Origin of the sequence: Burkholderia sp. Bmkn7 (assembly GCF_041103175.1) — a bacterium.
Classification (GTDB): domain Bacteria; phylum Pseudomonadota; class Gammaproteobacteria; order Burkholderiales; family Burkholderiaceae; genus Burkholderia; species Burkholderia cepacia.
Window position 1 is genome coordinate 1,101,215 of sequence record NZ_JBGCUH010000002.1, and the last position, 16,766, is coordinate 1,117,980.

The following is a 16,766-nucleotide window of genomic DNA, read 5'->3' on the forward strand; positions in this document are numbered from 1 at the left end:
TGTAGTCCGGTGGAACGTGCAATTTAATAAGGATGATTAATTATTGGAGGAGCGGTGCGGTGAGGAGACTGACATTTGGCATGGTTGCGCTGGTGATTGCCGGAAGCGCGCACGCGCAGTCGAGCGTGACGCTGTTCGGCACGCTCGGCGGCGGTGTTCGATGGACCGATGGCGGGAAGGGCGGGCAACAGGTTGGCTTCGACAACAATCCGATTGCGGGCAATACCCTCGGTTTCACGGGCAAGGAGGACCTGGGCGGTGGAGTGAGAGCCGTGTTCCTGCTGCAGAGCGGCTTCAACCTGGGTACTGGTGCGTTGAAATCGTCGAGTACGCTTTTCTCGCAGCGGGCGTACGTCGGGCTGGAGGGGGGATTCGGCCGGCTGACGCTCGGGCGCCAGCTGAACGCCGCCGAAGATATCGGCGTTCAACTCGATCCGAACCAGGCCAATGGCTCGACGCTTGCGATGACGCCCGGCATTGTCTGGGGCGGCAATTTCTTTACGCTCGATGCCCGCTTCAACAACACGATCAAATACGTCGGCCGACTCGGCGGGTTTGCGCTGAGAGCAAGCTATTCGCCGGGCGGCGTGGCCGGCGACTGGCACACGGGTACGAATCTGTCCGTCGGCGCCAGTTATCAGTTCCGCTCGCTGCTGCTGGCGGCTGCGTACCAGAAGACCTACAGCGCCACCACCGACCAGTGGGCGAAAACCGCGATGGGCGGCGCGACGTGGCAACTCGGGCCGACGCGGCTGTACCTGAGCTACAGCACGCTGGCGGTTTCCGCGGCGAGCGCGGCCGGCAGCGAGCGGCGCGACAACATTCCCGGGGTCGGCATCGTCTACCAGATCACGCCGACGTTGCAGTTCACCGGCGCCACCTATTACGACATGGCCAGCAACCTGAAAAACGTTGCCGGGGCGGATGGCCGGAAGATGACCTCGTACGCGATGCTCGAATATTTCCTGTCGAAACGGTCGGAACTCTATGTGGAGTTCGACCGGAACGGCTTCTCGGGAGCCTACAAGAAGGATCCGACGAACGTGTCGGCACTGAACCTGCGTCCCGACGGGCGCACGGTGAGCGGTGTATCGATCGGCGTCATGACGCAGTTCTAGAGATATTGCCCATGGCGTCGCGGCGCATGAAGCGGCGCGATGCCAGGGAATCACGGGAGAAACGACATGCAGGTTGGTAGAACGGGATGCCGCCACGTTGCGGCAGCGATGATCGCATTGAGTGCGCTGAGCGCGGCGGCTCAGGAATCGCAGGGTGGCGCGGCATCGACGCCGGACGCGGTATCGGCGGCATCGGCGGTAGCGTCGGCGGTAGCGTCGGCGTCGGGCAGCGAGTCGCGCAAGGCGACGAAGGCGGCCGATCGCAAGTTGCGCAAGCAGGTGGCAGGCGTGCTGGCGCGAACGAAGCGTCTCGATGCGAGCCGTCTGCTCATCTTCGCGAAGTCCGGCGTCGTCACGCTGTCCGGCGAGGTGGCTGACGCCGAGCAGGCCGCGCTGGCCGTGTCGGCCGCGCAGCGCGTGCCGGGTGTCGGCGAGGTACGCAATCGGCTGCGCATCAGTCCGCAGACCCGGTAAGACGGGCACCCTTTGAATCATCGCGTGCGTTGCATCGGGCATGACGGCGCGACCGTTCCGGCGGCGAAACGCGCGTGAACGAGGCAGCCACGCACAACGCATCAAACGTAGAGTGAATTGAATCGATCATGAAAGCCATACTCGTGATGTACGACAGCCTGAATCGGCACATGCTGCCGCCGTACGGCAACACCTGGGTCCACGCGCCGAATTTTCAGCGGCTCGCCGACCGCAGCGCGACTTTCGACAACTGCTATATCGGCAGCATGGCCTGCATCCCGGCGCGCAGGGAACTGCATACCGGGCGCTACAACTTTCTGCATCGCAGCTGGGGGCCGCTGGAGCCGTTCGACGATTCGATGCCGGCCATGCTGCGCAAGAAAGGCATTCATGCCCATCTGGCGAGCGATCATCCGCATTACTGGGAAGATGGCGGCGCGACCTATCACACGCGATACAGCAGCTGGGAATTCTTCCGGGGGCAGGAGGGCGATCCATGGAAGGCGGAGCTCGGGCCGCCTCCGATGCCGGCCCGGCTCAAGGGCGCGTTGAAGGAGAGCGCCGCGCGGCAGGATTTCGTGAACCGCCAGTATTACCCGACCGAGGATCTTCATCCGCAAACGCTGACCTTCGATGCGGGCGAAGCGTTCCTGAGAAAAAATCACGACAAGGATGCATGGTTCCTGCAGATCGAGACGTTCGATCCGCACGAGCCGTTCGCCAGCTATCCGAAGTATCGCGACCTTTACCCGGGCGATCGAGGCGACGCGCACTTCGACTGGCCGCCCTACGGCCCCGTCTCCGCCGGCGAGACGGACGGCGACATGCGTACCGCGCAAGCCGGGTACGCCGCGCTCGTGTCCATGTGCGACCGTTCGCTCGGGCGGGTTCTCGACCTGATGGACGAGCTCGATCTGTGGCGCGACACGATGCTGATCGTGTGCACCGACCACGGGTACATGCTCGGCGAACACGGCTGGTGGGCGAAGACGGTCCAGCCGTGGTTCAACGAACTCGCCAACACGCCGCTGTTCATCTGGGATCCGCGCTGCCGTCGGGCAGGCGTGCGGCGCCAGTCGCTCGTTCAGATGATCGATATCGCGCCGACGCTGCTCGATTTCTTCGGGCTGGAATCCACGCCGGACATGCAGGGCGGCGCGCTCGGGAAAACGATCGACGAAGACATTCCCGTTCGCGAGGCTGCGCTGTTCGGCATGCATGGCGAACAGGTCAACGTGACCGACGGTCGTTATGTGTACATGCGCTCGGGCGCCGACCCGGACCGTAACGAACCGCTGTACGAATACACGTTGATGCCGACCCACATGCGGGAGATGTTCGGTGTCGAGGAACTGCAGGATATCGAACTGTCGGAACCCTTTTCGTTTACGAAGGGCGTGCGGACGATGAAGATCGCGAGCCGGCCGATCGGGTATGCGTACCGGTCGGGGACACTGCTGTTCGACCTGCATGACGATCCGAAACAGGAGCGTCCGCTGTACGACGAGTCGGTCGAACTGCGGATGGCCGGACTCATGCGCGACCTGATGCGGGCCAACGATGCGCCGCAGGAGCAATACACGCGGCTCGGGCTGCCGTCCACCGGCGCGATCGAGCCCGCACAGCTCCTGGCCCGCAGCCACGCGGATCGCGCCGAACGGTTGCGTGCGCATCTGGCCGTCCAGGCACGGGCGATGCGCGCCGAGATCGAGCGCAAGCGCGCGGCGCCGGCCGGGGCGACGTCGGGTGATTGACGTGCGATGCAATCCGGGTTTTGACATGCCGTGGCCGGCAGAGTCGGAGAAGCGGTGGTCCGGCGAGGAGGAAAATTGAACAACGACAAGCATCGATCGTGCTGTCCCGGCGCGGGAAAGCGCCAGCAACTGTCCGCCGTTTCGGCGCATGCGTGCGCGTCGGGCATCCACAGCACAGGCGCCGGCGTGCCGTCGAACCGGGACATCGTCTGGTTCGAGGCAGGCAAGAGCTGGGTCGGCACCGATACGCCCGTCATCAAGGCGGACGGCGAGGGGCCACGGCGGCGCGTTACGCTGCGCGCGTTCGGGATGGATCGTTATGCCGTCTCGAATGCGCGGTTCGCGGAGTTCGTCGCCGCGACCGGGTATCGCACGGAAGCCGAGCGCATCGGCTGGAGCTACGTGTTTCGATCGTCCGCCGTTTCCGCGAACCATCTGGTGGGCACCGCGGACGCGCCGTGGTGGCTGGCGATCGACGGCGCGAACTGGGCGGCGCCGGAGGGGCCCGGTTCGTCGCTTGGCGGGCGCGAGCAGCATCCGGTCGTGCATGTTTCGTGGAACGATGCGTGCGCCTTCGCGGCGTGGTGCGGCGGCCGGCTGCCGACCGAGGCCGAGTGGGAGCATGCGGCAAGAGGCGGCGCGCAGGCGCGCCGGTATCCGTGGGGCGATGAGGAGCCGTCCGACGAGATGCAGTGCTGCAATATCTGGCACGGCGTGTTTCCCCATCTGAACACGTCGCCGGACGGGTATGCCGGCACGGTTCGGGTCGATGCGTTTTCGCCGAATCCCGCCGGGTTGTACAACTGCAGCGGCAACGTGTGGGAATGGTGCGCCGATCCGTTCCTGACGCAGTCGTTGTCGAGCGCGGGAAAGGCCCGGAACCGTCAGGCGCTCGCGGAGCGGGAGCACACGCTGAAAGGCGGTTCGTATCTGTGCCATCGCGACTACTGTTATCGCTACCGCATCGCCGCCCGGACAGGCCGGCCGCGGGATACGTCGACCGGACACACGGGCTTCCGGATTGCGTACGACGCCGCGCACGAATGACTGGTGGCGTGCCGGCGGAGCGGCCGGGCGTTCTTGAATGGCCCGGCAGCCTGCATGCCGCAACGGTGGCGAATCGATCCTGGCATGCCGGCCATGTTCCCGTTCGACGCGATGTCGAACCGTGCCGATGGCGCGGCGATGCACGGGAGGCCGGTGCGGTTTGCCGGGCCACGTCGCGTGACGTGGCTCCCGCGCCGTTCCGTCAGGCCTGCGAAAAATAATGATCGGTGGCGGCATTCAAGGTAGATTGACGTTTTCGCGATCGCGAACGCCACGGAGTGCCGCGCATGTTGACCTATTCCGTCCAGAAAGTCGGCTACGACTTCGATCAGCTGGATCCGCAAGGCGCGACGGACTACGCGTCGTTCATGCACGCGTTCGACGCGTTCCCGTGGGTCGCGCAGCATGCGCAGTGGGACGACACGCAGACGGGCCCGTTGCCGGCCCTCGTGCTGCAGCATGCCGACGATCAGCGGGAGTTGTGGGTGACCGCGCTGAGCGATGCACACGCGGCGGGCTTCCAGTTGTTCGCCGTTTCGATGCGGATGAAGAAGGGGCTGTTCGGCCTCGGAAAGGGCAAGCTGGAGCGGAACGTCGACACGATCGACGTCGAATCGCGCGCGGACGTCGACACGTTGTGCCGGCTGTTTTGCGACCGCCGGTACGACGAACTCGACCGGCTGGCGGCGCGGCACGCGGAGCGCAGCGCGACGGCGTCTGGCGACGACGGCGACGATTGACCGCTGTCGCGCATCCGCATCAGGTGCCGCTGCATGCGCGATGCCGGCGGTCTAAGTCTCTTTCGTACCGGCCACCGCCGCGCGCGGAAACGTCAGCACGACCGCGAACCCGCCCGCGTCGGGAAACGCGAATCCGACCCGCCCGCCGTGCGCCTTCATCACTTCCTGCACGATCGCGAGCCCGAGGCCCGACCCGGTGCGCCGCTCGCTGCCGTCCGGCGCGATCCGCACGAACGGCTGCAATGCGGCGTCCCAGTGCTCGCGCGGGATGCCGCGGCCGTTGTCGGTGACGGTCAGCGTGATCGCGCCGTCGGGGTGACCGGCGGTTGCGACCGACACGACGATGTCGTCCGCGTGGCCGTGCAGCAACGCGTTGTGCAGTACGTTCGACAGCGCTTCCTGCAGGCTGATCGCGTCGCCGTCGATCCACGCCAGCGGCGCATCGCTCGCGAACGCCACGGCCACATCGCGCTCGCCCGCAAGCGGAATCGTGCGGCCGAGCACGTCCTTCGCGAGCGCGACGAGTTCGACCGGTTGCAGCGGCACGGCTTCGGTGCGATGGATCACCATCGCGTGATTGAGCAACTGGCCGGTGAGGCGACCGACGTCCGCGCTGGTCGCGCGCAGCGCGTCGAGGCGTGCCGCGTGGCGAGCGGGATCGGATTCGCCGTCGAGCAGTTCGATCTGCGCGTCGAGCCGCGCGAGCGGCGTGCGCATCTGGTGCGCGGCGTCGGCGATGAAGCGCTGCATCGCGTTGATGCGTTCGGCCAGGCGGTGTATCAATCCGTTGATCGACCCGATGATCGCGTCGATCTCGCTCGGCGTGTCGAAGGCCACCGGCCGCAGGTCGGCCGGATCGCGCGCGGCGATGATCGTGCCGATCTGCGCGAGCGGGCGCAGGCCGCGCCGGATCGCGAGGCCGCTCGCGCCGATCGCGAGCACGCTCATCAGCAGGATCAGCGTCCATACCTTGAGGCTCATGTCGTTGGTGAGCTGCTGGCGTGCGTTGGTTGTCTGCGCAACGGTCACGAGTGCCCAGCCCGGCGTGCTTTCCTCGGGCATGTAGCGCGCAATCGTTGCCGTGCGGATCCGGTGCCCCTGGTACAGGCCGTTCGCGAACGCCGGACCCTGTTTCGCGGCGGCGAGTGTCGCGGGGCTCGCGAGATCGCCGTAGCCGGCCACGACGATGCCGCGCGAATCGACGACCTTGTAGTAGACGAGGTCGTAGCGCGACAGCGTCGACAGCGCGGCCACCGGCGGATTCAGCGCGAGCACGCCGCCCTGCACGTAGAGGTTTTCCGCGACCTGGATCGAGGCGCCGGCAAGCAGCTGGTCGTACGCGCGCTCGGCCGCGACGCCCGCGTAGTAGCGCGCGATCGCCGCGAGCGCGAGCGCGCCGGACGCGACGACGAGCGCGATGAACAGCAGCGTGCGCCCGAACAGCGTCTTCGGGAACCAGTCAGTGCGCGGCAATCTGATACCCCATCCCGCGTGCGGTGCGGATCTCGACCGAGCTGCCCTGCAGCTTCTTGCGCACGCGTGTCACGTATTGCTCGACCGCATTCGCAGTCGGCTCGTTGCCGAAGCTGAACAGCTGGTTCAGCAGTTCGTCCTTCGAGAAGATGCGTTGCGGGCGGCTCGCGAGGATTTCGAGCAGCGCGAATTCCTGGCGCGACAGCGACAGCGGCTGGCCATCGAGTTCCGCGAGGCGGCTGCTGCGGTCGATCACGAGGCCGCCGAGCGTCAGCACGTCGTTCGCGTGGCCGCTGTTGCGGCGCAGGAGCGCCTGCACACGCGCGTCGAGTTCGCGGTAGTCGAACGGCTTCACCAGGTAGTCGTCGGCGCCGAGGCCGAGGCCGCTCACGCGGTCGTCGATCGCCGAGCGTGCGGTGACGAGCAGCACGGGTGTCGTGCTGCCCGACGCGCGCAGGTTGCGCAGCACCGCGAAGCCGTCCATGCCGGGCAGGTTCGCGTCGAGCACGACGAGGTCGAAGCGCTCGACGCGCAGCAGCCCGTTCGCGGTTGCGCCGTCGGTCTCGAGATCGACGGCATGGCCGAGCCGCGCCAGGCGGCTGCGGATCGCCGCGCCGATTTCGGCATCGTCCTCCACGACGAGAATGCGCATGGTGCCGTTTCGCAGATGAGTGGGTTAGGGGTTTTCCCGGGGCCGGGATGTCAGCATTTTCTCAGACTCGGTCGATAACCTGTGTCGAGCCGGATGCAGCACGCAAGGACGGCATTAATACCAGAAATATTCAAGGAGACGGCAACATGCAGCATGTCACGGGCACGACGAACGCGCGACGCAGCGCGACGCGGGCTTTCGCGTGGCCGTTTGCCATCCGTCGCACGGCGGCCCGCGCATGACGACGTCGCCGCGCCGCCGCGCATTGATCGCCGCCGGCATCGGCATGCTGGCCGCGCCGCCGCTCGTGCGCGCGAAGCCGCGCACCGTCCGGATCTCGAAAGGCTTCGGGGTGCTGTACCTGCCGCTGCTCGTGATGGAGAAGCAGCGGCTGTTCGAGCGGCACGCGGCGCGCCACGGCGTGCGCGACGTCGCGGTCGACTGGGTGCTGCTCGACGGCGGCAATTCCGTCAACGACGCGATGATGGCCGGCACGCTCGATTTCGCGGGCGCCGGCGCACCGGGTTTCATCGAGCTGTGGGCGCGGGCGCGCGGCATTCCGAACGTCGAGGTGATCGGCATCAGCGGGCTGTCCACCACGTCGCTGTCGCTGAACGCGAACCGCGCGGGCCTCGTGTCGCTGCGCGACTTCACGCCGTCCGACCGGATCGCGGTGCCCGGCATCCGCACGTCGCTGTCGGCGGTCGTGCTGCAGATGGTCGCGAGCCGGCAGCTCGGCGCGAAGCATTTCGCGCAGCTCGATTCGATCACCGTGAACCTGCCGCATCCGCAGGCGATGCAGGCGCTGATCCGGCGCGAGAACGGCGTGACCGCGCACTTCACGTCGCCGCCGTTCTCGACGCTCGAGCTGCGGCAGCCGGGCATTCACCGCGTCGTGAATTCGGTCGACGTGCTCGGCCCGCTGACGCTCGACGTCGTATTCGCGCCGAAGCGGCTCGTCGATACGGACCCCGCGCTGGCCGTCGCGTTTCTCGGCGCGCTCGACGAAGCGAACCGCCTGATCGCGCAGGACCCGCGCGCGGCGGCCGCGCTGTATGCGGCGTCGTCGGGCGTCGGCGTGTCGCACGACGACGTGATGCGGATGCTCGCCGCGCCCGACACACGTTTCTCGGTACTGCCGAACCAGCTGATGGACTACGTCGAATTCCTGTACCTGGCCGGCACGATCAAGGCGAAGCCGCGCGCATGGCACGAGATGTTCGCGCCGATGCTCGACGACTACCGGTCGCGCTGATGCCGCCGCTTCCTTTCCCCGACATGCCCCGCACCCGCGCGATCGTCGCGCGCGGCGCCGATTCAAACGACATGCAACCGCTATGCAACCGATTCACGCAAGGAGCCTGAAGTGAATGCTACCGACACCCTGGACCCCGCGTCCGCCGAAGAACAGCGCATCATGTCGAAGATGGCGCGGCGCCTGCTGCCCATCCTCGTCGTGATGTTCCTGATCGCGTTCATCGACCGGCAGAACGTCGGCTTCGCGAAACTGCAGATGGTGCACAGCCTCGGGATGACGGAAGCCGCGTTCGGGCTCGCGTCGTCGCTGTTCTTCATCGGCTACCTGCTGTTCGAGGTGCCGAGCACGCTCGCGCTGCATCGCTACGGCGCGCGCGTGTGGCTCGCACGGATCATGTTGACGTGGGGGCTGATCACGGTGCTGATGGGCTTCACGACGTCGATGCCCGCGTTCTGCGCGCTGCGCTTCGTGCTCGGCATCGCCGAGGCCGGCTTCTATCCGGGCGTGATCTATTACCTGACGTTGTGGTTTCCGCAGAGTTATCGCGCGAAGGTGCTCGGCATCTTCACGCTCGGCAGTGCGCTCGCGAACATGCTCGGCTCGCTGGTCGGCGGCGTGTTGCTGAGCCTGAACGGCGTGTGGGGGCTCGCGGGCTGGCAGTGGGTGTTCGTGGCGACGGGCATCCCGGCAGTGATCGTCGCGATCGTCGTGTTCCGCGTGCTGCCCGCGTCGGTGCGCGACGCCCTTTTCCTGGACGACCGCGAGAAGCAGGTCGTCGAGGCCGCGCTCGAACGCGAGAAACCCGCGCAGGCCGAGCACGGCCAGCCGTGGAAAGCGCTGCTCGACCCGCGCGTGATGCTGTTCGCGGCGACCTACATGCTGATGTCGACGTCGCTGTACGGCGTGACGTACTGGCTGCCGACGCTCGTGAAATCGTTCGGCGTGTCGAGCACGACGAACGGCTTCCTGAGCATGCTGCCGTGGGCCCTTGCCGTGCTGCTGCTGGTGTGGCTGCCGGGGAAACTGCGCCGCGCGAAGAGCATCCTGCGCACGATCGCGATCGTCGCGGCGCTTGGCGCGCTCGGCTTCCTGCTGAGCCTCGTGCTGCCGTCGACGCCGCTGCGCTTCATCGCGCTGGTGCTCGGCGGCGCATGCATCCCGCTGCTGTATCCGTGCTTCTGGTCGATGCCGCCGCGCTACTTCACCGGCGCGCGGGCGGCGGCGAGCGTCGCGGCGATCAACTCGATCGGCAACCTCGGCGGCTTCTTCAGCCAGAACCTGATGCCGTTTGCCGGCAAGGTCACGGGCACCGCGTTCGGGCCGATGATCGTGCCGATCGTGTGCCTCGCGCTGCTCGGAATCGGCGCGCTGGTCGCGTGGACCCGCTCGGAGCGGGGGATGGTGGCGGTGCGGGCGTGAGGCACGCGGCGCGGCCGGATTGTGGTCCCGGACACGTTGGTCAGGCCAAATGGCCGACTGCACGCGTAAAGGAGGGGGGGCTACCATGGATTACATATGTAATCCATGGAGTGTGCGATGAAAACCGCGACCATGCCGGCGCTGCGTGTCGATCCGCAATTGCGGGAGGCGGCAGAGTCGGTTCTTGAGGAAAACGAGACGTTGTCTGCGTTCATGGAGTCGGCGCTTCGCGATGGTATCGCGCGTCGTCGCCTGCGGCGCGAGTTTGTCACCCGCGGCCTTGCATCGCGCGACGAGGCACGCCGTACCGGCGAATACGTCGATGCCGCCGACGTGCAGGCCGAACTCGAGGGCATGCTGAACGCTGCGAGAGCAGCGACTGCGGCAGATTGATCTATCGGGTCCGATATACACGTGCGGCCCGTGGGGATCTGGCACGGATGCATCGATACCAGCTCGAACGTGATACCGATGCAGCGGCAGCGGGCTGCGGACGCGATCGAACAAGGTATCGCCATGCTCCGGATGTTTCCGTTCACATGCCGCAAGATCGACGATGGGAATCCGTTCCTGCGTGAGCTGATCGTGTCTTTCGGCAAGTCGGGCCATGTCCTGCTGTTCGAGATTGAAGCGGCCGAGCAAGTCACGATTCCAGCCGTGCGACATCAACGGGAAGACGACTACCACTGACGCATGATCGACGCGGCAGCCGGCATTCGCCGACATTACCGCCTCGATCAGCGATCAATCCTCGCCCCCCCCAGTCCCGCCATGCGCGACCGCAGCAGGCGCAGGCGACAGCGGAATCTCCACCTCGACCGTCGTGCCCTCGCCGAGGGTCGTCGCGATCCGCAGCGTGCCGCCAACGAGATACGCACGCTCGCGTAACCCGACCAGCCCGAACGATCCCGATTTGCGCGGCACGCCGGGATCGAATCCCGCGCCGTCGTCGCGAATCGTCAACTCGATCGCCTGGTTCGCCTGCACGAGCGCGACGTTCGCATGCGACGCGGCCGCGTGCCGTGCGACGTTCGCGAGCGCTTCCTGGGCGATGCGGAACACCGCCGTCGCGTAAGGCTCGTCGAGTTGCAGTTCGGGCGGGTCGACATGCAGCGCGCAGTCGATGCCGTGACGGTGCCGGAAATCCTCCACGAGCCATTGCATCGCGGCGGCGAAACCGAGATCGTCGAGCATCAGCGGGCGCAGGTCCGACGCGATGCGGCGTGTCGCGGCCACCGCGCCGCGCGCCAGCGTGTGCATCGCCGCGATCTTGCGTGCCAGCAGCGCGTCGTCCTGCGGCACGCGATCGATCAGCCATTCCAGATCGTTCTTCAGCGTCGCGAGTGTCTGCGCGAGTTCGTCGTGCAGCTCGCGTGCGATGCGGCGCTGCTCGGCTTCGCGTGCGCTCGCGCTGATCGCGGCGATCTCGCGCAGCTCCTCGCGCGACGCCTGCAGCGCACGCTCGGCGCGCACGCGTTCCTCGACTTCGCGCCGCAGGTCGCGGTTCGACGCGCTCAGTTGCGCGGTGCGTGCGGCAACGCGCTGTTCGAGCCGTTCGTTCGCGTCGTTCAGCTGCGCGCTCTTCTGCACGACGAGCAGATGCTGGTAGCGCGCGCCGGCCAGCGCGCGCACCGTCTGCGCATGCAGCCGGCCGTTTTCGAACAGCATCGCGAACAGCACGACGCCGGACGCGACCAGACCGTATGCGCGCCCCGCGTAGAAGCCGAGATCGTAGCGCCCGTGATTCAGCATCGCCGACAGCGCGATGTCGAACAGCCACGCGACGAGCACCGTCATCACCCACAGGTCGAGCACGGAATGACGCCGCCGCCGCTGCCACATCAGCATCAGCGCCACCAGGTTCAGCCCCCAGACGATCGTGATCGCGTTCGTCATCGTCGCGGCCATCCGGTTGCCGTTCATGATGCGCGGCAGCAGGTCGTGGCCGACCGTCGCGAGCAGCGCGAGCGCGGCCGTCGCACCGAGCGCGGCCGCGATGCACAGCACCACGGGAATCGCCGCGCGGCGTTGCGGAGCCGGGATCGGGCCCGCGGCACGCGATGCCGCACGCAGCAGCGCGTACGCGGCGACCGCCAGCGGGAAGCCGCCGTGCCAGAACAGGTAGAGCCAGGCGGTGGTCTGGTCGCCGGCACCGAGCAGGCCGGTCGGCGCGAACAGCCCGGGAAAGGTCAGCATGTGGGTGCCGGCCATGAAACCCGTGAACAGGTAGCCGCCCGCGAGCACGAGCAGCGGCTTCTCGCGCAGGATCGCGTACTGGCCGAGCAGCAGGCCGGCCGTCACCATGTCGTTGACGACGATCGCCGACTGGTACACGGGGATGAACGCCCAGCCCGGCGCAAGCGGCCTGCCCGCGAATGGCGCAAGCGCGGCGAAGATCACGGCGGACACGAGCACGGTCGCGAGCGCGAGCCGCCGTTCGCGCCGGCCCGGCGGCAGCGACGACATGAACAGGCGCGACGCGTCGGAGGTGTCGTCGTCCGGGGGCGAGGGCGGAAGGTGGAAGGCGGCCGTCATGCGTCGCCGCCGGGGTCGAGGTCGTGGCGCACCGCGTAGCGGACGAGCGCGGCTTCGTGCGGCAGTTCCATCTTCTCGAGGATCCGTGTCTTGTACGTGCTGACCGTCTTCGCGCTGAGCGCGAGTTCGGTCGCGATCTGCGTGACGGTCTGGCCGGCGACGATGCGGCGCATCACGTCGAGCTCGCGCGCGGACAGCCGTTCGTGCGGCAGTGCCGCGGCCGGCGCGCGCAGCGTGAGCGCGAGGCTTTCGGCCGCCGACGGGCTCACGTAGACGCCGCCCGCCGCGATCTTGCAGACCGCCTCCACGAGCTCGGCGGTCGCGCTGTCTTTCGTCAGGTAGCCGGTTGCGCCGGCCTTGAACGCGCGCGCCGCGTATTGCGCCTCCGCGTGCATCGTCAGCACGAGCATGCGCAGCGACGGCGCGTGGTGCTTCACCAGCCGGATCAGCTCGATGCCGGTCGGCGCGGGCATCGACAGGTCGAGCAGCAGCACGTCGGCGGCGCCGCGCTCGACCAGCGCGAGCGTGGCCGAGCCGTCGCTCGCCTCGCCGACGATTTCGAAACCGCCGGCCGTTTCCAGGATGTGACGCAGTCCGTCCCGCATGACTGCGTGATCGTCAGCCAGAATTACCCTGATCATCTAGCGATCCTCTTCGGGATGACGCCGCGCCCTGCTGTCCGGTGGTCGCCGCGGCCGTTCTTCTGATCAATATATTCCGCCGAATCCGAAAACGGTACACATCCGGGAAATTTTCGAGATGGGTTTTCGATGAATGTGTACTGAAACGAAATAATTTCCGGGAAAACGTACGCGGCGGGGCGGGCGCGAATCAGGGTATTCCCGGACGATCGCGGCGGCGGGCACCGGGCGGCTTGCGGGTCGCAAGCCGCCCCGCGAACCGCCCCGCAAGCCGCCCCGCGAACCGTCCGGATTCGGGACTAAACTGGTGCCCGATGCCACGACACCAACGAGGAGCCCCCGTGATGATCGATCTTGCCGATATCCTGCCGTCCGCACTGCCTGCCGCCGTCGCGTGGGCCGAAGCGGAGGCGGCACGCGGGATCGCGCAGGGTGCGCCGCTGACGCCGGCGCAGGCCGACGACGCGCGCGCGGTGGGCGTCGCGCAGCCGGAGCGGATCCGCTTGGTGATCGTCGAGCGCATGCCGTTTCCGGAGACGCCGACGCTCGCCGCGATCGCCCGCGACACGGGCCTGTTGTCGCCGGGGACGATCGGGCTCACGCTCGGTCATGCGGTGTACGTGCTGCGCGGACAGGACACGCGCCGCCTGCTGACCCACGAATTCCGCCACGTGCATCAGTACGAGGCCGCCGGATCGATCGGCGCGTTTCTCGCGCGCTATCTGCAGGAGATCGCGACGGTCGGCTACCACGACGCGCCGCTCGAGGCCGACGCGCGGCAGCACGAATTCGATTGATCCGCCACGCCCGCGCGACCGCGCGCACCGCCCGATGAACGCTCGCCATGCCATCGCCGGCCCGGTGTTCTCACGCCGGGTCGCTTCGCCATGGAGCGTGCAATGAGCGACACGATCCACGCGTGGATCGGCGCGATCGGCGCGCATCCGCTGCTCGTGCTCGCGGTCGTGTTCGTGACCGCGTGCGCCGAGGCGATCGCGCTGATCGGCACGGTCGTGCCGGCCGGCGCCGTGATGTTCGCGGCCGGTGCGCTGATCGGCGCGGGCGCGCTCGACGGCTGGACGACGATCGGCGTCGCGGCAGTCGGCGCCGTGATCGGCGACGGCATCAGCTACGAGCTCGGGCGGCACTACCGCGGGATGATCCGCAACGCATGGGCGCGCTTCGGTTATGCGAACGCCTACGGGCGCGGCGAGGAGTTCGTGCTGCGCCATGGCGTGAAGAGCATCGTGCTCGCACGTTTTCTTGCGCCGGTGCGCGCGGTCGTGCCGGTCGTCGTCGGCTGCGCGACGCTGCCGCGCCGGTCGTTCTATCCGGTCAACATCGTCTCGGCACTCATCTGGGCGCCCGTGCACGTCGCGCCGGGCATCGTGTTCGGCGCGTCGGCCGCGCTCGCGGCGGCGATCAGCGTGCGGGTCGCCGTGATCCTGCTGGTGGTCGCGGCGCTGGTCGCGCTCGTGTGGATCGGCGTGCGCATCGCGCTGCGGCGCGGTTGGCCGCTGTTGCGTCGTGCGCTCGTCGAAGGGGGGCACGCATGCGCGCACCGCTGGCCGCGGTTCGGCGCGCGGCTGCACGACGCGATCGCATACGTGCGCGGCCTGCCGGGCGCGGTGCCCGCGCTCGCGCTGTTGTTCGTCGGCTGTGTGTGGCTGTTCGCGGGTCTCGTGCAGGATGTCGTCGCGAACGATCCGCTGACGCACGCTGACATCGCGCTGTATGCGTTCCTGCAGAACCTGCGCACACCGCCGGTGGACGCCGTGATGCGCGCGCTTGCCGTATTGCACGGGCACGATACGGGGCTGATCGTCGCGGCCGCGTTTCTCGTCTGGCTGATGATCCATCGCTGCTGGCTGACCGCCGCGTGGTGGCTCGCGACCGTCGGCGTCGCCGTCGTGCTCGTGCCGGCGTTCGGTGCGGGCGTACCCGGCGCGACGCCCGCGAGCCTGCCGCCCGGCGCGCTGCACGTACCGCTGCCCGATGCCGAAGCCGCGTTCGCGATTCTCGCAAGCAGTGGCCTCGGCTGGGTGCTGACGCGTGACCGGCCCGCGCGGTGGCGGATCCCGGTCGTGACCGCGGTGGTGCTGTGGATCGTGCTCGGCGGTTTCGCGCGGCTGTATGTCGGAGACACGTGGCTGTCAGGCCTGCTGGGCGGCTGGAGCCTCGGGCTGGCCTGGTTCGCGTTGCTGGCCGGTGCCCATGCGTACTGGCGCGTGCGCGAGCACGTGCAGCCGAGGGGCGCGCTCATCGCGGTGACCGTGGTGCTCGCGACGGCCGGCGTATGGACGGTTCCTGCGCAATGGCAGCTCGACCGCGCGGCGCGCCCGCATGTCGGCGACGTGGTCGCGATGACCGTCGACCAGTGGCTGCGCGGCGGATGGCAGCGCGTGCCGGTGCGGCGTACCGAGATCGGCGGCGACCGCGAGGAATATCTGCCGCTGCAATGGAGCGCGACGTCGGACACGCTCGACCGGCATCTCGCGCAGGCCGGCTGGCAGCGCGCGACGCCGTGGTCGCCCGCCACCGCGCTGCGCTGGCTGCTGCCGCAGGCGCCCGCCGACGCGCTGCCGGTGCTGCCGCGTTACACGCACGGCGAAAGCACGCGCCGCGTGTTCGTGCGCGTCGATCCGGGCCAGCCGGAAAGCCGCCTCGTGCTGCGGCTGTGGCGTTATCCGTACGTGTTGCAGGACGCGCTCGGCATGCGGCCGCTGTGGTACGGCGCGTTGTATCGCGAGACGCTGCATCGGCCGGCGCGGCTGATGACGATCGTGCGCTCGACGACGATCGACGATGCGGCGTCGATCGCGAAGGCGCTGGCGGTCGAGCCGACGATCGAGCATCCGCCGGCGGGGACGACGGCCGCGCCGGCCGAGATGCTGCTGGTATGGATGGTCAGGCCGTGAGCGGGCCGTGCGCCGCTTACGCGTGCGCCGGCTGCGCGGGGACGACGGACAGGCGCAAGCCGACGGTCTTGAGCACCGCGAGCAGCGTTTTCAGCGTCGGGTTGCCGTTGGGGGACAGCGTGCGATACAGCGATTCGCGGCTGATGCCGGCTTCGGCCGCGACTGCGCCGAGCCCGCCGTACGCTTCCGCGACGGTGCGCAGCGCGAGCAGGCCGGCCGCGCGGTTGTCGGGATCGTCGAGCGACTCCATCGCGACGCGCAGATAGGCCACCGCGAGTTCGCGGTCGGCGCCGAGTTCGGCGACTTCCGCGTCGTGGTGCGATACCGCACCTTTGAGCTTGGTCATGTTTGCCTCCGTTTCCAGTTCGACCAGTGTTCCTTGGCGCGCCTGATGTCGTCGGGTTGGCTGCCTTTGTCGCCGCCTGACAGCAGCAGCACCAGTGCGCCGCCGTACCGCCCGAAATACACGCGATAGCCGGCGCCGACGTGGACGCGCAGTTCGATCACGCCTTCGCCGACAGGCTCGCAATCGCCGAAGTTGCCCGTCTGCACGCGGCGCAGGCGTTCGCGAATCCGGGCCTGAGCAAGCTTGTCGCGCACGGCGTTCAACCATTCGGTGAAGGGCTCGCGACCATCGTCGCACTGGTAGCGAAGAAGTTCGAACTTGGAGAGCATTGTAACTTATAAGCTACAAAAAAGGTGGATGAAAAAGGAGGCGGTCGTGCGCGTTGCCGGGT

Annotated in this window: 16 protein-coding genes and 1 pseudogene; 11 read left to right on the plus strand and 6 right to left on the minus strand. The window is 67.8% G+C overall.

Annotation, left to right across the window (positions count from 1 at the left end):
- Window positions 1-80 precede the first annotated feature (80 nt).
- The 5 genes from AB3K92_RS10885 (at window position 81) to AB3K92_RS10905 (ending at window position 5,133) form a co-directional block, all read left to right on the plus strand.
- Window positions 81-1,118, plus strand: a complete 1,038-nt coding sequence (locus tag AB3K92_RS10885; protein ID WP_059653825.1) for a porin — start codon at window positions 81-83, stop codon at window positions 1,116-1,118.
- A gap of 66 nt (window positions 1,119-1,184) precedes the next feature.
- Window positions 1,185-1,592 carry a BON domain-containing protein gene (locus tag AB3K92_RS10890; protein WP_369465029.1) on the plus strand — a complete coding sequence of 136 codons (408 nt, stop codon included), beginning with the start codon at window positions 1,185-1,187 and terminating at the stop codon, window positions 1,590-1,592.
- Between the two features lie 128 nt (window positions 1,593-1,720).
- The gene (locus AB3K92_RS10895) at window positions 1,721-3,346 is read left to right on the plus strand and encodes a sulfatase (RefSeq protein WP_369465030.1); all 1,626 of its coding nucleotides are present in this window, start codon (window positions 1,721-1,723) and stop codon (window positions 3,344-3,346) included.
- Window positions 3,347-3,421: 75 nt separating this feature from the next.
- Window positions 3,422-4,393, plus strand: a complete 972-nt coding sequence (locus AB3K92_RS10900) for a formylglycine-generating enzyme family protein (RefSeq protein ID WP_165589145.1) — start codon at window positions 3,422-3,424, stop codon at window positions 4,391-4,393.
- A 287-nt stretch (window positions 4,394-4,680) separates the two neighbouring features.
- Window positions 4,681-5,133 (plus strand): hypothetical protein, encoded by a 453-nt coding sequence (locus AB3K92_RS10905; RefSeq protein WP_060225169.1) that lies wholly within the window; start codon window positions 4,681-4,683, stop codon window positions 5,131-5,133.
- A 51-nt stretch (window positions 5,134-5,184) separates the two neighbouring features.
- Here AB3K92_RS10905 and AB3K92_RS10910 read toward each other — a convergent pair whose 3' ends face one another.
- Both AB3K92_RS10910 and AB3K92_RS10915 read right to left on the minus strand, forming a co-directional pair.
- Entirely contained in the window at window positions 5,185-6,606 is a 1,422-nt protein-coding gene (locus tag AB3K92_RS10910; protein ID WP_060048334.1) for a sensor histidine kinase, read from the minus strand.
- Window positions 6,593-7,258 carry a response regulator transcription factor gene (locus AB3K92_RS10915; protein WP_059489055.1) on the minus strand — a complete coding sequence of 222 codons (666 nt, stop codon included), beginning with the start codon at window positions 7,256-7,258 and terminating at the stop codon, window positions 6,593-6,595. Before AB3K92_RS10915 ends, AB3K92_RS10910 begins: the two co-directional genes overlap by 14 nt.
- A gap of 238 nt (window positions 7,259-7,496) precedes the next feature.
- On the opposite strand from AB3K92_RS10915, the gene AB3K92_RS10920 reads away from it, so the two are divergent.
- The 4 genes and pseudogenes from AB3K92_RS10920 to AB3K92_RS10935 all read left to right on the plus strand — a co-directional run bounded on the left by AB3K92_RS10920 (window position 7,497) and on the right by AB3K92_RS10935 (window position 10,625).
- Window positions 7,497-8,513 carry an ABC transporter substrate-binding protein gene (locus AB3K92_RS10920; protein ID WP_027790810.1) on the plus strand — a complete coding sequence of 339 codons (1,017 nt, stop codon included), beginning with the start codon at window positions 7,497-7,499 and terminating at the stop codon, window positions 8,511-8,513.
- 111 nt (window positions 8,514-8,624) lie between these two features.
- Window positions 8,625-9,935, plus strand: a complete 1,311-nt coding sequence (locus AB3K92_RS10925) for an MFS transporter (protein WP_369465031.1) — start codon at window positions 8,625-8,627, stop codon at window positions 9,933-9,935.
- Between the two features lie 117 nt (window positions 9,936-10,052).
- A complete protein-coding gene (locus AB3K92_RS10930; RefSeq protein ID WP_059494613.1) occupies window positions 10,053-10,328 on the plus strand; it encodes a YlcI/YnfO family protein in 276 nt (91 codons plus the stop codon).
- Window positions 10,325-10,625 (plus strand): annotated as a pseudogene (locus tag AB3K92_RS10935) (type II toxin-antitoxin system RelE/ParE family toxin). Before AB3K92_RS10930 ends, AB3K92_RS10935 begins: the two are co-directional and overlap by 4 nt.
- Before the next feature lie 54 nt (window positions 10,626-10,679).
- Here AB3K92_RS10935 and AB3K92_RS10940 read toward each other — a convergent pair.
- A complete protein-coding gene (locus AB3K92_RS10940; protein WP_369465032.1) occupies window positions 10,680-12,470 on the minus strand; it encodes an MASE4 domain-containing protein in 1,791 nt (596 codons plus the stop codon).
- Entirely contained in the window at window positions 12,467-13,111 is a 645-nt protein-coding gene (locus AB3K92_RS10945; RefSeq protein ID WP_369465033.1) for a response regulator, read from the minus strand. Before AB3K92_RS10945 ends, AB3K92_RS10940 begins: the two co-directional genes overlap by 4 nt.
- A gap of 344 nt (window positions 13,112-13,455) precedes the next feature.
- Between AB3K92_RS10945 and AB3K92_RS10950 the strand changes: the two genes are divergently transcribed.
- Both AB3K92_RS10950 and AB3K92_RS10955 read left to right on the plus strand, forming a co-directional pair.
- Window positions 13,456-13,908, plus strand: coding sequence for a hypothetical protein (locus tag AB3K92_RS10950; protein ID WP_059484700.1), 453 nt, complete (start codon window positions 13,456-13,458; stop codon window positions 13,906-13,908).
- A gap of 102 nt (window positions 13,909-14,010) precedes the next feature.
- Window positions 14,011-16,029: an LssY C-terminal domain-containing protein gene (locus tag AB3K92_RS10955; protein ID WP_301855127.1), complete on the plus strand. Its 2,019-nt coding sequence runs from the start codon at window positions 14,011-14,013 to the stop codon at window positions 16,027-16,029.
- A 16-nt stretch (window positions 16,030-16,045) separates the two neighbouring features.
- Here AB3K92_RS10955 and AB3K92_RS10960 read toward each other — a convergent pair whose 3' ends face one another.
- Both AB3K92_RS10960 and AB3K92_RS10965 read right to left on the minus strand, forming a co-directional pair.
- Window positions 16,046-16,375 carry a DNA-binding protein gene (locus tag AB3K92_RS10960; RefSeq protein WP_011356110.1) on the minus strand — a complete coding sequence of 110 codons (330 nt, stop codon included), beginning with the start codon at window positions 16,373-16,375 and terminating at the stop codon, window positions 16,046-16,048.
- Window positions 16,372-16,704 (minus strand): type II toxin-antitoxin system RelE/ParE family toxin, encoded by a 333-nt coding sequence (locus AB3K92_RS10965; RefSeq protein ID WP_369465034.1) that lies wholly within the window; start codon window positions 16,702-16,704, stop codon window positions 16,372-16,374. The genes AB3K92_RS10960 and AB3K92_RS10965 overlap by 4 nt, the downstream gene beginning before the upstream one ends.
- Window positions 16,705-16,766: the final 62 nt, after the last annotated feature.